The 18875-nt window shown below is 38.3% G+C and carries 16 protein-coding genes and 2 pseudogenes; 5 read left to right on the forward strand and 13 right to left on the reverse strand.

Annotated elements, in window-relative coordinates; translation table 11 throughout:
- Positions 1-15 precede the first annotated feature (15 nt).
- Complete coding sequence (locus J7E63_RS16745; protein ID WP_251033574.1) at positions 16-1272, reverse strand: replicative DNA helicase; 1257 nt, start codon at positions 1270-1272, stop codon at positions 16-18.
- A 2-nt stretch (positions 1273-1274) separates the two neighbouring features.
- Complete coding sequence (locus tag J7E63_RS16750) at positions 1275-2285, reverse strand: DnaD domain protein (RefSeq protein ID WP_251033575.1); 1011 nt, start codon at positions 2283-2285, stop codon at positions 1275-1277.
- A gap of 1174 nt (positions 2286-3459) precedes the next feature.
- Here J7E63_RS16750 and J7E63_RS16755 point away from each other — a divergent pair.
- Positions 3460-4110 carry a V-type ATPase subunit a family protein gene (locus J7E63_RS16755; RefSeq protein WP_215014435.1) on the forward strand — a complete coding sequence of 217 codons (651 nt, stop codon included), beginning with the start codon at positions 3460-3462 and terminating at the stop codon, positions 4108-4110.
- Positions 4111-4458: 348 nt separating this feature from the next.
- Here J7E63_RS16755 and J7E63_RS16760 read toward each other — a convergent pair.
- Both J7E63_RS16760 and J7E63_RS16765 read right to left on the reverse strand, forming a co-directional pair.
- Positions 4459-5310, reverse strand: a pseudogene (locus J7E63_RS16760) (DegV family protein).
- A 129-nt stretch (positions 5311-5439) separates the two neighbouring features.
- Positions 5440-5688, reverse strand: a complete 249-nt coding sequence (locus tag J7E63_RS16765) for an ATP-dependent DNA ligase (RefSeq protein ID WP_215014436.1) — start codon at positions 5686-5688, stop codon at positions 5440-5442.
- Between the two features lie 351 nt (positions 5689-6039).
- On the opposite strand from J7E63_RS16765, the gene J7E63_RS30555 reads away from it, so the two are divergent.
- From J7E63_RS30555 to J7E63_RS16780, 3 genes are all read left to right on the forward strand, one after another.
- Positions 6040-6207 carry a hypothetical protein gene (locus tag J7E63_RS30555; protein ID WP_374193746.1) on the forward strand — a complete coding sequence of 56 codons (168 nt, stop codon included), beginning with the start codon at positions 6040-6042 and terminating at the stop codon, positions 6205-6207.
- 77 nt (positions 6208-6284) lie between these two features.
- The gene (locus tag J7E63_RS16775; protein WP_133371474.1) at positions 6285-6731 is read left to right on the forward strand and encodes a PaaI family thioesterase; all 447 of its coding nucleotides are present in this window, start codon (positions 6285-6287) and stop codon (positions 6729-6731) included.
- A gap of 126 nt (positions 6732-6857) precedes the next feature.
- Entirely contained in the window at positions 6858-8228 is a 1371-nt protein-coding gene (locus J7E63_RS16780; RefSeq protein ID WP_215014438.1) for an MFS transporter, read from the forward strand.
- A 534-nt stretch (positions 8229-8762) separates the two neighbouring features.
- Here the strand turns inward: J7E63_RS16780 and J7E63_RS16785 are convergent.
- From J7E63_RS16785 to J7E63_RS16815, 8 genes and pseudogenes are all read right to left on the reverse strand, one after another.
- Positions 8763-9761, reverse strand: coding sequence for an NADP-dependent oxidoreductase (locus tag J7E63_RS16785; RefSeq protein WP_215014440.1), 999 nt, complete (start codon positions 9759-9761; stop codon positions 8763-8765).
- 303 nt (positions 9762-10064) lie between these two features.
- Positions 10065-11147: an alkene reductase gene (locus J7E63_RS16790; RefSeq protein WP_215014442.1), complete on the reverse strand. Its 1083-nt coding sequence runs from the start codon at positions 11145-11147 to the stop codon at positions 10065-10067.
- 102 nt (positions 11148-11249) lie between these two features.
- The gene (locus J7E63_RS16795; RefSeq protein ID WP_215014444.1) at positions 11250-11948 is read right to left on the reverse strand and encodes an SDR family oxidoreductase; all 699 of its coding nucleotides are present in this window, start codon (positions 11946-11948) and stop codon (positions 11250-11252) included.
- 380 nt (positions 11949-12328) lie between these two features.
- Positions 12329-12907, reverse strand: coding sequence for a TetR/AcrR family transcriptional regulator (locus J7E63_RS16800; protein WP_215014446.1), 579 nt, complete (start codon positions 12905-12907; stop codon positions 12329-12331).
- A 175-nt stretch (positions 12908-13082) separates the two neighbouring features.
- A pseudogene (locus J7E63_RS30350) lies at positions 13083-13194 on the reverse strand (universal stress protein); the annotation flags it as partial.
- A gap of 331 nt (positions 13195-13525) precedes the next feature.
- The gene (locus J7E63_RS16805; RefSeq protein WP_215014448.1) at positions 13526-14329 is read right to left on the reverse strand and encodes a DnaB-like helicase C-terminal domain-containing protein; all 804 of its coding nucleotides are present in this window, start codon (positions 14327-14329) and stop codon (positions 13526-13528) included.
- Between the two features lie 197 nt (positions 14330-14526).
- Positions 14527-15525, reverse strand: a complete 999-nt coding sequence (locus tag J7E63_RS16810) for a DnaD domain protein (RefSeq protein WP_251033586.1) — start codon at positions 15523-15525, stop codon at positions 14527-14529.
- Positions 15526-16442: 917 nt separating this feature from the next.
- Positions 16443-16754 (reverse strand): hypothetical protein, encoded by a 312-nt coding sequence (locus tag J7E63_RS16815; RefSeq protein WP_215014450.1) that lies wholly within the window; start codon positions 16752-16754, stop codon positions 16443-16445.
- A 267-nt stretch (positions 16755-17021) separates the two neighbouring features.
- On the opposite strand from J7E63_RS16815, the gene J7E63_RS16820 reads away from it, so the two are divergent.
- Positions 17022-17411, forward strand: coding sequence for a ribosomal maturation YjgA family protein (locus J7E63_RS16820; protein ID WP_308161966.1), 390 nt, complete (start codon positions 17022-17024; stop codon positions 17409-17411).
- A gap of 295 nt (positions 17412-17706) precedes the next feature.
- Here the strand turns inward: J7E63_RS16820 and J7E63_RS16825 are convergent, their stop codons facing one another.
- Positions 17707-18639, reverse strand: coding sequence for a VCBS repeat-containing protein (locus J7E63_RS16825; RefSeq protein ID WP_251033576.1), 933 nt, complete (start codon positions 18637-18639; stop codon positions 17707-17709).
- Between the last annotated feature and the right edge of the window lie 236 nt (positions 18640-18875).

The following is an 18875-nucleotide window of genomic DNA, read 5'->3' on the forward strand; positions in this document are numbered from 1 at the left end:
TTCGGCTAAATATGGTTATACAAGGGTAGGACTCGATTCCTTCTGGTCCTCAATCCTTCCTGTATGCTCGTTATAATATACATCGATGCTTCCAACTGGACCATTTCTGTTTTTCGAGACTATGATTTCAAGGGAATGATTGTCCGTGTCCTTGTCATAATACGACTCACGATATAAGAACAAAATGACATCGGCATCCTGCTCCACACTGCCCGATTCCCGAATATCAGACATCATCGGCCGTTTATTGGCTCTTGATTCCACCGACCGATTGAGCTGCGCTAAACAAATGACAGGGCAATCGAAATCCTTCGCCATCGTTTTCAGAGATTTGGAAATTTCCGTTACTTGTAAATGGGAATTCCCTCCGTAAAATTGACCTGAATGGATCAGTGTTAAGTAGTCGATAAAAAGTATTGGTTTCTTGTAGGGAAATTGATTGATCATTTTTCGCGTTTTCGCTCTCATTTCGGCAATAGTTTGTCCCGCCCCATCAAAAATTTGCATATGGGTTTCCGTGAGATCACCAATCACATCCGACCATTTATTCTTTTGATTTTCATTGAGCATTCTTTTCGGATCCCGCATTTTTGCACGGTTAAAGCCCCCAGTTGAAGCCATTAACCGCGAAGTGATCAGCTTTTCAGGCATTTCTAAGGAAAAGACGAGTGGCAGAAACCCGGCCCAACCCGACATTTTCGCAAAATGAAGCATCACGTCGGTTTTTCCCATCGAAGGTCTTGCTGCTAGAATCGTTACTTCCCCGCCCTGAAAGCCTCCCGTCACTTCGTCGAGCTTGTTGATACCAGTTGTTGCACTTTTCTGGCTTATTCGATCTTCCCAGGGTGCCTCATAGATATCTGATAACGCTTGTTGTAAGGACGTGTGATCCTCCATTTTCATTTGGTTAATTTTATCCAATTCGGCAATGACTTTAGCAATCTCCCAATCATTCATGGCTGCAAGCGTCAAGATGTTTCTCTTTTCTCGTTCCTTCCACAGATCGAGAATGAGCTTCTCCGTCCCGTCAAATTTCTCCAGATCCGCGTATGATAACAGCTCCGATAGGTACGACATTCCACCTAATGAATCGAGGTCGGGTAAGGTTGTCCATGTGATTAAATCAACATTCTTCCCCGCCCGTTTTAACTCCACCATTCTTCGCATGATTTCTTTATGCCGTGTACTTTCTAGCTGTTCAGGTTGAATGATGGTATCTTGGAGCAAGTACTCCGCCTTCATCAAGCTTCCTAAGAACGCTTTTTCTGCCATACTCATCCCTCTTCACCTGCCGTAAGGTCAAGTTTAAATCCCCTTGGAATTGCTCTTCCGGCAGGAAATGATTCGGTTGATTGCCTATGCTTTGGTGTGGAATTTTGACTCTCATAAAAGGAATCAATTTCTTCTACGGTCAGTAAGGAGTCATTTACCCAGTTTTTCAGAATCCCAACCACATAACTTAGCCGTCGCTTGTTGTTGGCACACGCAATATTCATCGCTTTTAAAATCACCTCTTTCGGCTGTAAAAAGCTAGAATCATCTAACCAAGATACTAACTGTTGTTTAGCATTCACGTTCGAAAAACCAAATCCATTGTTGTCCCAACACTCAATAATTTCTTTTACATCTACATCTTTTTGATTATTTTCTGTGTCTGGATTTTTCTCTATATTTGGATTAAAAGCTTCTTGTTGTTGTTGTTGTTGTTTTTCTTTTTTATTATCTTTTTTATTTTCTTCTTCTTTTTGCCCCCTTCTCGTCTCACGATGCGTCAACGTATCGTCAAGCTCTCCACATTCAGGTTCTAGATATGTATCATTTTCATCTTGGCTGCTAACTTCCTTGCCGAAAACCAGCTCTTCTTGTTCACAAAATGATTCAAATAGACTGCGAATTTCCTGTTTTTGAATCGCCTTCGAAACATATTGAATCAGTGAGAGATCCTCGACATCCTTTAACTCGGAAGATATACAATCCATGAACGGTTTCCCGCCTTTATCCAGGTTATATTTCCCCCAGTTCTTGATCGCCAGTTCTCTCGTTTCAGGATTGTAACGAATCAGCTTGTGATGCACGATGAATCGCTCCATTAACGAGTGAACACTCTCAATCGAATAACCCAAATCAAAAGCCATTTGTTTTTTGGTAATCTTATAAATTCCAATTTGAGTCGTTTGTGGATTTGTAAGAAGATAAAGACAGAAGAATTTGTCCTCTGGAGTCATCTCCTCTGATACCATTGGATTCTTCCAAAAATCAGTACGTACCATTCTAAACTTTGCCATCTTCAACCACTACCTTTCTCTTAAAAAATTCCTTCATACTTGATATATAAAAATATAAATAAATAAAGAAAATGGTCATATGTTTTTCAATAATATGTGAATACTTTATGACACCTTTTCATCACCTTGTCCTTTGCGCAGGATTTAGGTGAAAGCCCGCATCCTTTGCACTTCTACGATATCGAGATTGGCGGGGTAAAGCGAATCGCTAATTTTCAAATTTGAGGGCATTTTTTGAGCGTAAACGTCAAAAAACGCCTTCAAATTTGATTTTTGAAGGCGTTTTTTGCATTTTTGGTTATTTTTCATCCTTTTTTTGTGAAACCGTTTATCTAAACTTTCTTAGGTTTTAGAAAGAACTGTTCCCCTGTTGCTTCTAAAATATTGGACCAAAAATTAATTGTTAACCTTTGTTTCTGTCCAATCCAAACAATGAATTATTTGGACCACAAGCACCGTTAGGAATAGCCCTATTTTCGGCCTCGTTTATTATCTGATCCGTCCTTCTTGCCTTACTGATTGAGTACATTACGAAATGGTTCGACCAATCAAATGGCAAGCTGAAACTTGCCTACCTAAGCTTTGCAATTCTCTCCATACCTGCCATCCTAATGCTAGTATTTATGTTTATCGATATTTTTACCGAAATGCTGCCAAAAATAATAAACAACTGATTTATCGGTTCCTGAACTCCAAGAAGATTGATAAACTACCTTAAATACTTATAAATAGCTTCCTTAACTTTTAATTTAGATTCTTGATTAATGTATTTCCGGTTTTCTGCTGACGGTAGTGGTGAATAAATAGTTTCCTACTAGTTTTTTCTTCCAGAGTTAACCATTTCTGCGTTGTTTTTGATTAGCTTCATGGTTTTGCTCTTTTTACCGTTAGGATAGACCTTTTTAGCATCTGTTTGCAGCCTCATTCATTTATTGGAGGGAGCTTTTTAATTTTATGAAACTATGAATATCTTTTTCTAACTAAACCATATGGAATCTATCCTCAAGACTGATTCCATAAGATAACATACAATTTGGTTACCTTTTTACGGTACTGAACAGGAGAGAGCGGCTATTGTGCCGAATTTAAAGGAAGAGAATTAATCGTTTAGTCTGTGATAGCGGAATTGCCTGAATAATATTAATGGAGTGCAAACACATTTGGAGGAATTGCAATGGGTTTTTTCGATAAGTTGTTATGGGGGGCTTCCAAGCGGTTTGCTAATGATGCATCCCGTATAGTTGCCAATGAGATGAAAAAGAAGAGCAGGGAACCTGAGCCACAAGCGGAAGACAGGAGTTTTGTCAATGAAGTGAAAGACCGCTCCTATTATTTGAATGAATTGAGAAGGATCCTGCGGGGGCACTTGACCGTTATAGATACCCTAAATGTGGGTATTTACCCAATACGGGAAGCCTTCGAGACTATAGAAATCAGCGAAGAGGAGGATAAGGTTGAGCGATCAGAGATAGAAGGAATGCTCCAAACTCTTGAACAACAAAGTGTCTTATTGACCGAGTATTTCAATACAGGGGAACGGATTGGCGAATACACCATCAAGTTCAAGAGTAAGGATGTACTAGCCCTGAACAAACGAATGAAAACTCTTGTCACTTATTTCGAGAAAATGACCGCCCTTTACGAGCAATCAGAGAGTGCCACCGTGGAAGATAAGGCCGAGTTCTTTCGCTTGTTAAAAGCCTTTAATACCATTTCAGAAAGCATTGACGACAAAACCGTGGAACTGCATGAAGAATTGACAAAGTTCAATATTGTACGGACGTGGGATAGAGGTGTTACTTCGGAGATAGATTATAACGATTAAGCAGAATTACTTGTGAGGGTATTTTACTGGTTCTTAGGCATTTAATAATTTAGAGTCATTCATAAGTCCAGCGCTTTAATGTACCCTTTGTATTATGCTTATTGAACTATCCAGACCTTATGTTGAATAAGAAATTTTAACGACGACAGTTATCTGTTTTTTTAGTTATCGAATTTGCAAGCTAATTCGCATCATAAATAGCAAAAGCATAATTTTTATTATGCTTTTGCTAATTTTCATATCGGTGGTGTCCCCTTTTCTTGCAGTAAGGATTTAAGATTAGGTTTTTTTGCTATCCTTTTAGCTAAGGTTGTTGCTAATCCGATCTAAGTTCTGGCTTTGACCGTCTTATACTTCTAAGCCTGCAATTCCGATCCCACCAGGTCCAGCATGTGTAGATATCATTGCGCCTGCTTGAATCCATTTTACATTTTTAAAACCTGTTTCTTTAGCGATTTCATCCATCCCCTGCTTGATCTTTTCATCAAGTCCGACAGAGTATAGAAGGTAAAGTTGTTCTTTTTCAATGTCATATTGACCTAAATAATCTCGTATGAGTTTTTCCGAAACAATTTCCATTTTCCCACGATATTTTTTTGTTGAAACAAGATTTCCATCAATTAGTTCAATACGCGGCTTGATTTTTAACAAAGCCCCACCGAGATAAGCTAAATTACTAACTCGCCCTCCTGCTCTTAAAAATTCTAAGCTCCCGGGAACGAAAGCCAGTCTTGATTTAGGAACCTTTGATTCAATCTTCTCTACTAATTGGTCTGGTTCAATTGAAGGTTCATTCTCTAATAAGGTTACCGCATACATCACAATTGCAGTTTATCCACCTGTTACGTTCAAGGCGTCAATTAGAAAAATATCATCCAAATCTTCCGTTGCGATGATCGCATTTTGAAAGGAAGAAGATGCCTTTGACGTATAACCAATATGTATGATAACGCAGTCAGGAAAATCAATTTTTATCTTCTTGAAAAACTCAAGATATTCATGGGAATTTGTCGATGTTGTAGAGGGTATTTTTTTTGTCCGCTCATAATAGTCATAAATATCCGTTACAGGTAACGAACCATCTAAGTAATCCTGCCCATCCATAATCACGTGCATCGGGACCACTTGCACATTATGTTTATCAGCTAATTCTTCTGGTAAATCCGCACCACTCTCTGTCGACAAAATTATTCTTCTCATAAATATCCCCCACTTCTATATAAAAATCCGTTACTATCAATTCTGCATTTTTATGTTCTACTCTACTATACATTAAATAAGGGATAGGCTACACATACTTGTATCCTCCGGGATAATTTCGTGTAGCCGCTACTTCCTTTCTAACAATGGCAGCCGTGGAACCGAAAGCCCGTTATGTTGAAGAACATCAAAGACTGTGTAAGTTAAAGTGACATCAATTAAGATTTTACTTTTTGACTGGAACCGGCTCATCATAGCTTCAAAGTCAGGTTTCCCATCAGTACCGGTTACAATAATTTCCCCATCTAATATAGTGCCATCCGGAATGTCTATTGCTAAAAGTTCTGGGAACTTGGCTCTAACCTCGGTTTTTATCAAGACCCAAATTAAAAAAATATAGATAAATTAAAGGACATTACATATTTTACATGACTAACATGTAATGTCCTTTCTTATTGAACTAACGCCCATTACCTTAAGTACAGTTCTTCACAATCTCTTTGATATGAACAAGAAAATATCGATGTTACCGTTGCTCATTACCCCTTACCGTCTGAATAGTTAGAATATTCTTTACTGATCATTCTAATAATGATAAAATTTTTTAAAAGGGGGGAAAAAATGGCTAGACACAAAGAATTTGATGAAGCCAAGGTTCTGCAAAAAGCAATGGTGCTTTTTTGGCGAAATGGATATGAAAAAACTTCTTTGTAAGATTTAGTAGACTATATGAACATACACCGTCGAAGTATTTATGAAACATTTGGTGATGATATAGGAAAATCAGCTCAATTTATTCATAATTCACTTATTGGGGTAAGAGTATTAGCCAAAACAACGAAAGATAAAGAGAAACTTAAAAACATCATTGATTCCACTTTAGCGGTATTAGATTAACATTTTTAGAATGAACGTTCTAAAAATGTAATGATTTTGTCTAATCTTTTTTATTTTTAATATGGAGGGTGAAAAGAATGAATCATTTAGAGTTCTTGAAGAAAATGGCAAAGGGTGAAATACCAGGTTCGCCCGCTGCAGAGGTAATCGGTTTTCACATAACGGATGTTGAGGAAGGGAAGGTTGTGGTCGAAATGGATGCCACAGAAAGATTACACAATCCGATGGGTACACTACATGGAGGGATTTTATGTGACATATCCGATGCCGCTATGGGCTATGCATTTGTAACTACATTAGCTGAGGACGAACTATTTACGACGATCGAAATTAAATTAAATTTCCTAAAACCTATTTTTAAATCTAGACTTCGAGCTGAGGGAAAATTAATAAAAAAAGGTTCATCAGTCGGATTGCTGGAGTGTCATGTATATGATGAAAAACAAAGTCTCGTGGCACATTCTACAAGTACATGTATGATTTTGAAGGGAAATTCTGCTGGAAAAAGATTGAAAATAGAATAATATAACTAATCTCTTGTAAAAAGAAAGTCCATTCAAAGTAAGGTCCATAAAGTTTTAGCTATCGTTTAGCTTGTAGTACGATGTAAAGTTCATTTTATCAATATTAAAAAGGTAAGGTGGGAACAAATGCCTTCTATTCTAACGGCTCCTTCCAAAATGGAAAGCACGGTGCACTTACAAGAGAATAAACTCATTTTAATATGGAGTGTTACCACTTTGCTGGTGGTAATGAATACAACCATGTTTAATGTTGCATTACCCTTTATACTTAAAGACTTATCCTTAAACTCATCCTTGGGATCATGGCTGGTATCAGGTTATTCCATCATGTTTGCCATTTCAACGTTAACTTTTGGTCGCCTATCTGATTTTGTTCCCATCTCAAGACTTCTACTCCATGGAATTTGCCTATTAGGAATATCATCAGTCATCGGTTTCTTTTCAACAAATTTTTTTATCTTATTAGGAGTTCGAATTCTTCAAGCAGCTGGAGCAGGAGCCGTTATGGGATTAAGTATGATCATGGCTGGGCGGTATATCCCTCTATCAAGGCGTGGAAAAGCGATGGCGATTATTGCTTCAGCTGCCTCTTTGGCATTTGGGTTAGGTCCTGTACTAGGGGGAGTGATTACTCAATACTTAGGATGGAATTATCTTTTCGTTGTCACTATTTTTTCTGTCCTGCTTATTCCTTTCTTCCTAAAGTTATTGCCTAATGAGGTGATTAAAAAAGGACATTTCGATTTATTCGGTGCTATTCTTACGGGGCTTAGTGTAACAGGTCTGTTACTTTTTCTATCTACATTTTCGTATGGGATACTATTAGGAACAGTCGTTCTATTTGTGGTATGGTGGAAATATCTTAATAAGACGGAAGAACCGTTTATTCCGCCAATCCTACTTAGAAATAAGCAATATACAAAGCTCCTTCTTATTAATTGTTCCGCTTTTTTCATTAACTTTTCAAATCTGTTTTTAATGCCCATTATTCTCACAACTGTATTCGGGAAAGAACCAGCAGAGCTAGGACTGATGATTTTTCCAGGTGCCATTATCGCCGTGGTTGCTGGCATATATATAGGAAGATTCATTGACCGTTTTGGGAATGCACCCTTAATTATTTTTGGGCAGTTATTGTTATTAAGTGCCTCAATCTTATTTGCATGGTTCTCTTCTGTAAATCCCTATTTTATCCTTTTCATTTATATGTTTGCTAGCGTTGGCTTTACGGCAATTTCTTCGAGTATTTCGAACGAGATAACAAGGATCTTGCCAATCAATCAAATTGGTTCGGGGATAGGAATCGTCCAATTAATGCAATTTTTCGGTGCGGGTCTCGGAGTGACTATTTCTGGACTACTCATAACCATTCAAGAAGGATTATTTTTGGAAATGGTTTATCGAAATATATTTATTTGCTTCTCGATTGTTAACATTATGGCTAGTTTCATATACGGCTTCTATCTTCGTAGAGCTAGGTTAAAGGAGCCAAGTTAAATTCTTCATCGCTTGAATGAAAATAGGACGGCTATTATAGGTTTCACTCTTTCTTAAAAAGATTTCAATCATGATACTTTAATGTTTCTGTTAATAATTAAGCTACTTGCTAAAAAAAGGTTCAAATTCAGATAAAAGGGGGCATTTATTTGTTGGTTAAAGGGAGTAAAGTAATATTCGAGTCAAAAATTTATGTCATTCATTGGATATACGATAGCGGTTACTTCGAAATTAAAAATGATGGTCATATTAAGTTAGTTAAACTTTCAGACTTTACAACAAAATAATAAGCTTTTATCCCTGATTTGGGGTTCATCCAGCACTCTTTCAAGGGGTGCTGTTTTATTTCCAAAGAAGGTCAATAAAATAATTTTTTCTGTTGTGATCCATTTCGTATTGAATTGATTTTATTCATTACAGGAATGCTTCCCCGTTTGCGACATAAATAAAAAGCTACCCTATTGGCAGCTAGATCTATAAAAGGAAAGCACCTTATAGTTTAACAAGAGTTCTTCCACGTACTTAAATTTTAGATTAGAAGGTTACAATAACTTTGCCTTGTGAGTGTCCAGTAGAAACTTTTATTAATGCTTTGTTAATGTCATTAAAATTATAAATTGAATCAATAGAGGGCGTGATATTTTCTTTTTCAACAAGATTAGTGATTCTTTGTAATTGACTGCCATTGGCGTGTACGAATAAAAAGTGATATTCATTTTTACGTTTACGTGCTAAAAAATCTACACGAGCACCCACTAAACCAAACAATAATTTTTTCCACATTGGAAAATTATTGTCAACCGCAAAGCGATAATTAGGTACGGCTTTTAATGATACTAACTTTCCTTGAGGTTTTAAGATACCAAGTTCTGCTTTTATCTCTTTTGCTCCCAAGGTGTCGATAACATAATCTATATCATATAAAATGTTGGCATAGTTTTCCTCATGATAATTTATGAATCTATCAGCGCCAATCGACAGTGTACGTGATCTACCTCTTTCACTGCCGCTTGTTATAACATATAACCCCATTGATTTGGCGATGGGGATTGCCATAGCACCAAAGCCACCGGTTCCTCCAGGGATAAATAACTTTTTGTTAGGCTGAGCATTGAGTACGTCATTTAATGCTTGATAAGCAGTCAAAGCAGTTAGAGGAACAGCGGCTGCTTCAATAAAGGATAGATTTTTAGGCATTATGGATATAGCATCTTCATTGACGGCCGCATATTCAGCAAAAGCTCCAATTTGATTAACTGGCAACCTCGCATAAATGTGGTCACCAACGTGGAAGTTCTCAACATCTTTTCCTACAGCCTCAATAACGCCAGATAGTTCATTTCCTAAAGTTAATGGTAAATCATAATCAGAAATCATTCGAATACTTCCATTTAAAATAAGGATATCTAATGGATTAACACCTGCTGCTTTTACTTTAACGAGTACCTCCCGGCTATTAACTTCTGGTATTTTAACATCATTCAATTCCACTTGAACTTCTTTTGAATATTTCTGCATTTGAGCAGCTCTCATTTTTTCTTCCTCCTCCTTTACAATGTTTTGGTGGCTTTTCATGAAATGCAATCTCTAGCGTTGAATGTAGGTGACTCAAAACAAAAACCAGTGCATGAAGGGTATAGCCCAAGAATGCACCAAACGCATGCAAATACACGTAATTCATGCGTCAAGCACTGATTTTCAAGTTGAGCCAAAAAACGGCACAAACTTTTATTATATTAATTACCAAGACAGCTGTTTCCCACAATGTCTAATTCTGATGAAAGAATGGCGTACAATTTTTCAGTTGTACGCCATTCTTCACCCTATAAGCTATACTTACCCCTCTTGAGATTTTAATTCTTTCATCGTAGGATAATCCGTATAACCCACGCTTCCGTTACCACCAAAGAATGTTGTACGGTATGCTTCATTCAAAGGAAACCCTTTTTTGAGACGTTCTACTAAATCCGGATTAGCTAATGACCATACACCGACTGGTACCATATCAGCAACGCCATTATCAATATCTACACTAATATCTTCTAGAGCTCGACCAGCTCGATTGACTAATAATGGATTTGACCAAATTGAACGAATTTCATGGAGCAGTGTTTCGTTTCCTAAATGCATAACATGAAGGTAAGCTAAATTGAATTGAGCTAATTCTTTTACAAGATGGAGATAAACTACAGGACCTTGTTCACCTTCTTCAATCCCACCAAGAGGTGTCCCTGGTGAAATACGAAAGCCTGTTCTTTCTGCTCCAATTTCTTCAACGATTGCTTTCGTTATTTCGATAGCAAAGCGAGCACGATTCTCTATTGATCCACCGTATTTATCCGTTCGTTTATTAGAATTTACTCCGATAAATTGATTAATTAGATAACCATTTGCTCCATGAATTTCAACGCCATCAGCTCCTGCTTCAATAGCTGCAGATGCTGCTTTTCGGAAGTCTGCAATTGTCGTTTGAATATCTTCTTCACTTAACTCACGTGGAACGGGTATTTCCTGCATCCCTTTAGCAGTAAACATTTCTACACCGGGTGCGATCGCAGATGGCGCAACTGCTTGACGATGATGTGATGTATTGTCAGGGTGCGACATACGACCGACATGCATTAATTGGATATACATAAATCCACCTGCTTCATGCACCGCATCCGTAACCTTTTTCCACCCTTCAATATGCTTTTCAGTATAGATGCCAGGTGACGATAAGTAACCTTGTCCATCATCAGAAGGTTGTGTACCTTCACTAATAATTAATCCCATAGATGCTCTTTGAGCATAATAAAGGGAACTTAGTTCTCCCGGTGTACCATCTTCTTGCGCTCTACTACGTGTCATTGGTGCCATCGCTAAACGATGAGGTAATTCCAAATTTCCAATTTTCGTTTTGCTCCACAATTTATCCATTTTTGTACACTCCTCTTCAAATTATGTTACCCGTTGTATACGTGTGTCCTTTTACCTTTTGTTTGAAATCTTGGACAAATCACTGTATTAGTGAATTTGTATTTAGGAGAGATGTGGGTATATCGCAGTTACACCCCCGGCAAAATCTCTTTGGATCTTTCGGCTCACGTCATCAGCAACAATTTCAAAGCTGTCGGATTCTAATCCATCAATAGCAATTTTTGCGATATCCTCAGGGTTGGATTTGGGAACTTCTAAGCTCGACGTCATGTCTGTCTCCATGAAGCCTACATGTAATCCAGCTACTCTCACATTTTGAGGATAGAGATTTAAACGTAGGTCGTTCGTCAATGCCCACTCTGCCGCCTTTGCAGCCGTATAAGAGCCAAAAGTTCCCGAACTAACCCAAGATAATGCGGAGAGAATATTCAGAATCGATCCTCCCCCATTAATTGCTAGAATCGGTGCAAAAGTACGAACCATGGAAAGTGTGCCAAAGAAATGCGTATTAAACTCCAAATGTATTTTATCGAGATCACCGTCAATCAAAGAAGCACCTGTAGACGATCCTGCATTGTTGATCAAAATCGTAACATCCTTAGCGACCATAGCGGCTGCAGCTACCTCTTGAGGGTTAGTAATATCAAGCTTTACAGGAATTACACCGGGAATGTCAATGGACTCAGGATTTCTTGCACCAGCATAAACCTTAGCCCCTCTGGATAGAAGTTCAAGTGCTAAATGGCGTCCAAAACCTCGGTTCGCGCCGGTGACAAATGCTACTTGTTCAGAAATTTTCATTTTTATGTGCTCCTTTTATTATTTAATTTTGGTACAACAAAATGTCTTCCTCCTCAAAACTACGCAAGTAATGATTTCCTTAAGGAGAAGTTTTGGACATAGGCAAGTCTCGCTATATGGGAATGGTCATTCTAAAAAGCACAAAAGAATGATCCCTTCATGGAGAGAGCTTTAAGTAAGGCAAGACTCATATACGAGAACGACCATTCTAAAAAACACAAAAGAATGATCCCTTCATGGAGAGAGCTTAAGCAAGGAAAGACTCACATACGAGAACGATCATTCTAAAAAATGCATAAGCAATGATATCTTCTTAGGAGTAAGCTTTACTACAGCTCAGACTTACTCATATAGGAACTATAATTCTAAGAATAAAATAATTATTTATCTAAAAGTTTTATGGATAAATTGGCTATACGGTGTAGTTTTTCTTTGGGAATGGAGGTTCTTGTCATTACCCTTAACCCAACACATACGGTATGCAGATGCTCCGCCAGTTCGCCGGCATCGTAATCTGAGGTAAATTCTCCCTCCTCCTGCCCCCACAGAATAATATCCTTGAGTAGCTGCTCTGATAGTGTGAACGATTCAGTGGACTTTGAATCCACATCGGCATCGCGCATTGCCAATTCCACCGCCGAATTCACCATTAAACAGCCTGAAGGCGAGTTCTCTTCACCATTTATCATGAAACTAAAAATAAACTGAATAGCCTCTGCTGCAGTCTTGGAGCGTTTAACTTCTCCCGTAAGCTCAGCACTGACTTTATCGCGAAATCGATCCATAGCTTTCAAAAACAGCGTATGTTTGTCGCCAAATGTGTCATACAAACTTCTGCGATGGATTCCCATATGCTCGACCAGATCGGTCAAGGATGTCTTCTCATAACCTTGTGCCCAAAAGAGCTTCATCGCCTTGTCTAATACTACGTTCTCTTCGAATTCTTTACTTCTTGCCATTCTATTTTCCTCCTCCCATCGTCAATATAACATATTGAGAACGAACGGTAAAGAAAATAAATCCTTTCCACATAAATGCTTGTTATAAAAAGAATACCTTCCACCACTTTTGCGCTGGCCTCTGGTCTGTTCAGCAAAAAAAGGCTAACCTTTAATAAAGGCTGCCCTGCTACTATTACTTGATGATCAAAACAGGACAATGCGATAGCTGGGAAACTTTCTGACTAACACTTCCGAGCATTAACCATTTTAATATTTCCAAACCCCCTGCTCCCCATGACGATGAGCAGGTGCAGATTGGACTGCAACAGTCTGAGCGCTGGACATATAAGTTCCATATCCAAAACCGACTAGTACACCAGCAATCAATAAAATAATACTTACATGAAATATAATACATCTAAACTAAATACATTAAAGAAGGATTGGGGGGTGCTTATCCTGCCTGAGCTCTCATTGAAAAATCTTTCTTTTCCCAAATCGAACATCCGGCCATTAGAAACAAACCTTAACAGACATATTGCCTTAGGCTTACCTTCCATAAAGGATGCCTCTCGTGTCGTCCAATTATTTATTCAAATAACTAAAGAACTATTTGAATAGAAATATGGTGCCTGACTAATTGCGCAAACAAATGACGGGGCAATCAAAATCCTTCGCCATCGTTTTCAGGGATTTGGAAATTTCCGTTACTTGTAAATGGTAATTCCCTCCGTAAAATTGGCCTGAATGGATCAGTGTTAAGTAATCGATAAAAAGGATTGGTTTCTTGTATGGAAATTGATTCATCATTTTTCGCGTTTTCGCTCTCATTTCGGCAATGGTTTGTCCCGCCCCATCAAAAATTTGCATATGGGTTTCCGTGAGATCACCAATTACATCCCACCATTTATTCTTTTGATTTTCAGTTAGCATTCTTTTCGGATCCCGCATTTTTGCACGGTTAAAGCCCCCGGTCGAAGCCATTAACCGCGAAGTTATCAGCTTTTCAGGCATTTCTAAGGAAAATACGAGTGGCAGAAACCCGGCCCAACCCGTCATTTTGGCAAAATGAAGCATTACGTCGGTTTTTCCCATCGATGGTCCCGCTGCTAGAATCGTCACTTCCCCTCCCTGAAAGCCTCCCGTCACTTCGTCGAGCTTGTTGATCCCCGTTGTTACACTTTTCTGGCTTATTCGATCTTCCCAGGGTGCCTCATAGATTTCTACCAATGCTTGTTGTAAGGACGTGTGATCCTCCATTCTCACTTGGTTAATTTTATCCAATTCGGTAATGACTTTCGCAATCTCCCAATCATTCAAGGCTGCAAGCGTCAAGATGTTTCTCTTTTCTCGTTCCTTCCACAGATCGAGAATGAGCTTCTCCGTACCGTCAAATTTCTCCAGATCCGCGTATGATAACAGCTCCGATAGGTAAGACATCCCCCTCCTAATGAATCGAGGTCTGGTAAGGTTGTCCATGTGATTAAATCAACATTCTTACCCGCCCGTTTTAACTCCACCATTCTTCGCATGATTTCTTTATGCCGTGTACTTTCTAGCTGTTCAAATGACGGTATCTTGGAGTAAGTACTCCGCCTTCATCAAGCTTCCTAAGAACGCTTTTTCTGCGATACTCATCACTCTTCACCTGCCGTAAGATCAAGTTTAAATCCACTTGGAATAGCCCTTCCGGTAGGAAACGATTCGGTTGGTTTCCTATGCTTTAGTGCAGAATTTTGACTCTCATAAAAGGAATCAATTTCTTCTACGGTCAGTAAGGAGTCATTTACCCAGTTTTTCAGAATCCCAACCACATAACTCAGCCTTCGCTTGTTATTGACACAGGCAATATTCATCGCTTTTAAAATCACCTCTTTCGGCTGTAAAAAGCTAGAATCCTCTAACCAAACTAACAGCTGATCTTTCGCATTCACGTTCGAAAAACCAAATCCATTGTTGTCCCAAAACTCAACAATTTCTTTTACATCTACATCTTTTTGATTATTTTCTGTGTCTGGATTTTTCTCTATATTTGGAATAAAAACTTCTTGTTGTTGTTTTTCTTTTTTATTATCTTTTTTATTTTCTTCTTCTTTTTGCCCCCTTCTCGTATCACGATGCGTCAACGTATCGTCAAGCTCTCCACATTCAGGTTCTAGATATGTATCATTTTCATCTTGGCCGCTAACTTCCTTGCCGAAAACCAGTTCTTCTTGTTCACAAAGTGATTCAAATAGACTGCGAATTTCCTGTTTTTGAATCGCCTTAGAAACATATTGAATCAGTGAGAGATCCTCCACATCCTTTAACTCGGAAGATATACAATCCATGAACGGTTTCCCGCCTTTATCCAGGTTATATTTCCCCCAGTTTTGAATCGCGAGTTCTCTCGTTTCAGGATTGTAACGAATCAGCTTATGATGCACGATGAATCGTTCCATTAACGAGTGAACACTCTCAATCGAATAACCCAAATCAAAAGCCATTTGTTTTTTGGTAATCTTATAGATTCCAATTTGAGTCGTTTGTGGATTCGTAAGAAGATAAAGACAAAAAAATTTGTCCTCTGGAGTCATCTCCTCTGATACCATTGGATTCTTCCAAAAATCAGTACGTACCAATCTAAACTTTGCCATCTTCAACCACTACCTTTCTCCTAAAAAATTCCTTCATACTTGATATATAATTAAATGAAGAAAATGGTCATATGTTTTTCAATAATATGTGAATACTTTATGACACCTTTTCATCACCTTGTCCTTTGCGAGGGATTTAGGTGAAAGCCCGCATCCTTTGCACTTCTACAATATCGAGATTGGCGGGGTAAAGCGAAACTCCAATTTTCAAATTTGAGGGCATTTTTTGAGTGTAAACGTCAAAAAACGCCTTCAAATTTGATTTTTGAAGGCGTTTTTTGCATTTTTGAGTGATTTTTAGGTTATTTTTGTGTGAAGGCGATTATCGTATTGAATCATAACTATGAAAGTGGCATATGGGATTTGTATGAGGGTTTGTTTACTAGTCTTTTGCCTATCAACTTCCATCTTCCAACCCTCATTTTTTTCAATGATGATCGTATCGATGGTTCTTTCTTGTGCGATCTACACCACTTTTGCGCTGGCCTCTGGTCTGTTCAGCAAAAAAAGGCTACCCTGATACCAAACACGCTCAGGAGATATGTTTTCTTTTTTTCCTTTCTCTTGTTTCCATTTAAAATCCTTACCTTCGGAAGAATCAGTGATTCTAAACCGTTCAATACGAAGATTTAAATTAACTTTATCTCACACAAATTGAATTTTGAAACAGATTGTTTCGAGCCGCCGTCTTCTGAATATCGTTCAGAAACGGCGTAGTCCCAGGAGGAGTGATGTTCGAAAACGTGTGATGCATTAGATTATTAACATTCCTATGATGAGCAACATCTGTAGTTCAGTCGGGTTTTGTATCTAAATTACTCTTATCAGGTTCTAAGGTAATGGGAACGCCTTTTGGGTCTAATTTATAGAATAACAAATGCCCTATTTCATGAGCCAGTATATAATCCCATGCTGTCCTACACAATGTAATATCTTGGATCAATTTTTTTTTCAGCATCCATTGTATCCATTGCCGCTTGGGTATAATAAACACAAATAGGAACACAAACCCGAAGATGGGAAGGAATTGAATGTTCTGGTACTGGATTCGGTTTGTCGGGTGAATCACATGACCTCAATAGACTCTCCTTTTGTCCCCGAAGAGCATTTATCATTGCGATTATTGCATGTCTTTCACTCCAATCAGCGTCCGACAAATCTTCTTGAAGAGATTTTATCTCACGATCAATCTCCTCTACTTTTACTTTAATTTCATCACTACAAGTCATTTTACACCTCACCTCTTACATTTCATAAAGGAAATATTTATTTTTTAATGTTCAATGTTTATAAAAAAAATATTGCTGGTAAATAAATGCACCATTAATACATTACCCTTACCTTTGCCTTATACATTCACTCCTATTAATATAGAACGTTAGTATGAAACCATTCTTTAGCTAAACTTTCTGATATAATAGTAGACAAAATAATTTCTTTAAAGAATGATTCAATTGGCTGCTAAATTTTTATCTAATAATGAAGTTACAGGTAACTTGAGGAAAACCTATCTTATCTATGCTGTGGCTGTTATTTTTTTAGGGGTTGCTTCTCGAAAATACAGTCCATATCTGCCTTTATTTCTAGCGGAGAATGCCGGTGATGCACTGTGGGCTATGATGGTCTATTTTGGCTTTCGCTTCCTGCTTGCAAGGAAGCACATCCTCCAAAGCATTTTGTTCAGTTTATTGTTTAGCTTTAGTATTGAATTTTCTCAATTGTATCAGGCAGACTGGATCAATCAGATTCGCAGTACATGGTTCGGTGCACTGGTGTTAGGCAAGGGCTTTCTAACGGTGGATCTTATTCGCTATACGGTGGGGATCCTTTTAGCCTCGTTCTTAGATCAGTTAATCTTCAGACACCAACATAAGAAAAGCCTCTAGAAATAAAAAAACAAACAAGTGCATCGTACTTGTCGTTTTTTTAACGATTGATTACCTTACAAGTAGATTGGGGCATCTTCTTTTCATAAAGGGAGTGTATACCACTAAAACATCTCACAGGTTCCCCCTTATGGACACTGGCTTGCGGATTACATTTACAGTCGACTTATGGACAGTTTCCTTGTTCGTTCCTCCATCAAGTATGTTCGTTGGACCTTGGCCTCCAATCATTCTACCGTCCTTGGTGGAAAGGGAGTCACCCGCTGGACGAAGAAGGAAGAATTTCCAAAGCTACCTACATCTCCCCACCAAAGGTGGCCACCGTCTGTCTGTCAGGACCAAACTCCTGACCATTCCATTTCAATACAGTTTGTACATATCCCAGACTATCCGCATTGTACCTGCCAGCTATCCTTTGATACGCTTCGAGTTCATATCTATTATCCCTGTTAAAATCAATCGGGTATAAACCAGACAAGGGGTTCACCCACCCATTAATAGGAGCCTTTAATATACCTTGGGGGTTATAGATTTCCGATAAATATTCCTTCCCCTTATAAGCCAGGTCAAGCATATACTTTTCTCTGAGATGATAACTGATTACCATTGCTTTGTATTGATTTTCATATGTCACATCGTACTTATAGGAATCATTGAATGCATCTGAATCAAATATTTGCCTTATTTGACCGTTCATATAAGAAAAGATATACGCATAAACCGTGCCAGCGCTTCCTCCGGTGTCAATAACCACTAAAATATCTTCCCCCTTGTTTCCTGTCAAATCACCTAGAAAAAGTGTGGGGTTGTATCCTGAGTTATTTTTAAAATGGATGTGATCATAGTGGTGTGTTCTCCCATTTTGGACAACCAAAGTGATATCTTTCCAAAATGGACTATCAGGAGTTTTATATGCCGTAAGATAAACATTATCCTTTATCCCGTCTCCGTCAATATCACCCCTCTTTACTGTTACGATGGCTGGACTATTAGTATATATCTGTCTTGAATCAGCTGATTGCAGTCCCGCCCGTATTTCAAAAAGCTTATGCTTTGAAGGATAAGGATTGGGAAAGGACAAAGCCATATCAATTGTTTGCAGTGCTTCATTTGTTAATCCGGCTCTTGCCTGCGTTTTAGCCAAACAGTACCAATAATAGGGATGATTCGTCTCACGTATTTTTGTGTAATAGTGATGCAGCTCTTTATTAAAATTATTGGTTTCCATCTGCAACCCACCTGTCTTATGATTCTCTATATAGATTTATGTACAAATCCACAGGAGCATTCCAAGATCCGTTCTACATGAGTTATCGTCTCATAGGTTCCATCATTTTTTCCATATTAAAAAAGCAGGTACCTGAGCTATTATCACCCATTACCTGCTTTTTCCGTGAAGTTCCTCTAGATCTCAGTTTTATCACCCAACAAGTCTATAGGAGAATTGTCTCCACCGTTCTCTAG

Source organism: Bacillus sp. ISL-75 (assembly GCF_018613095.1).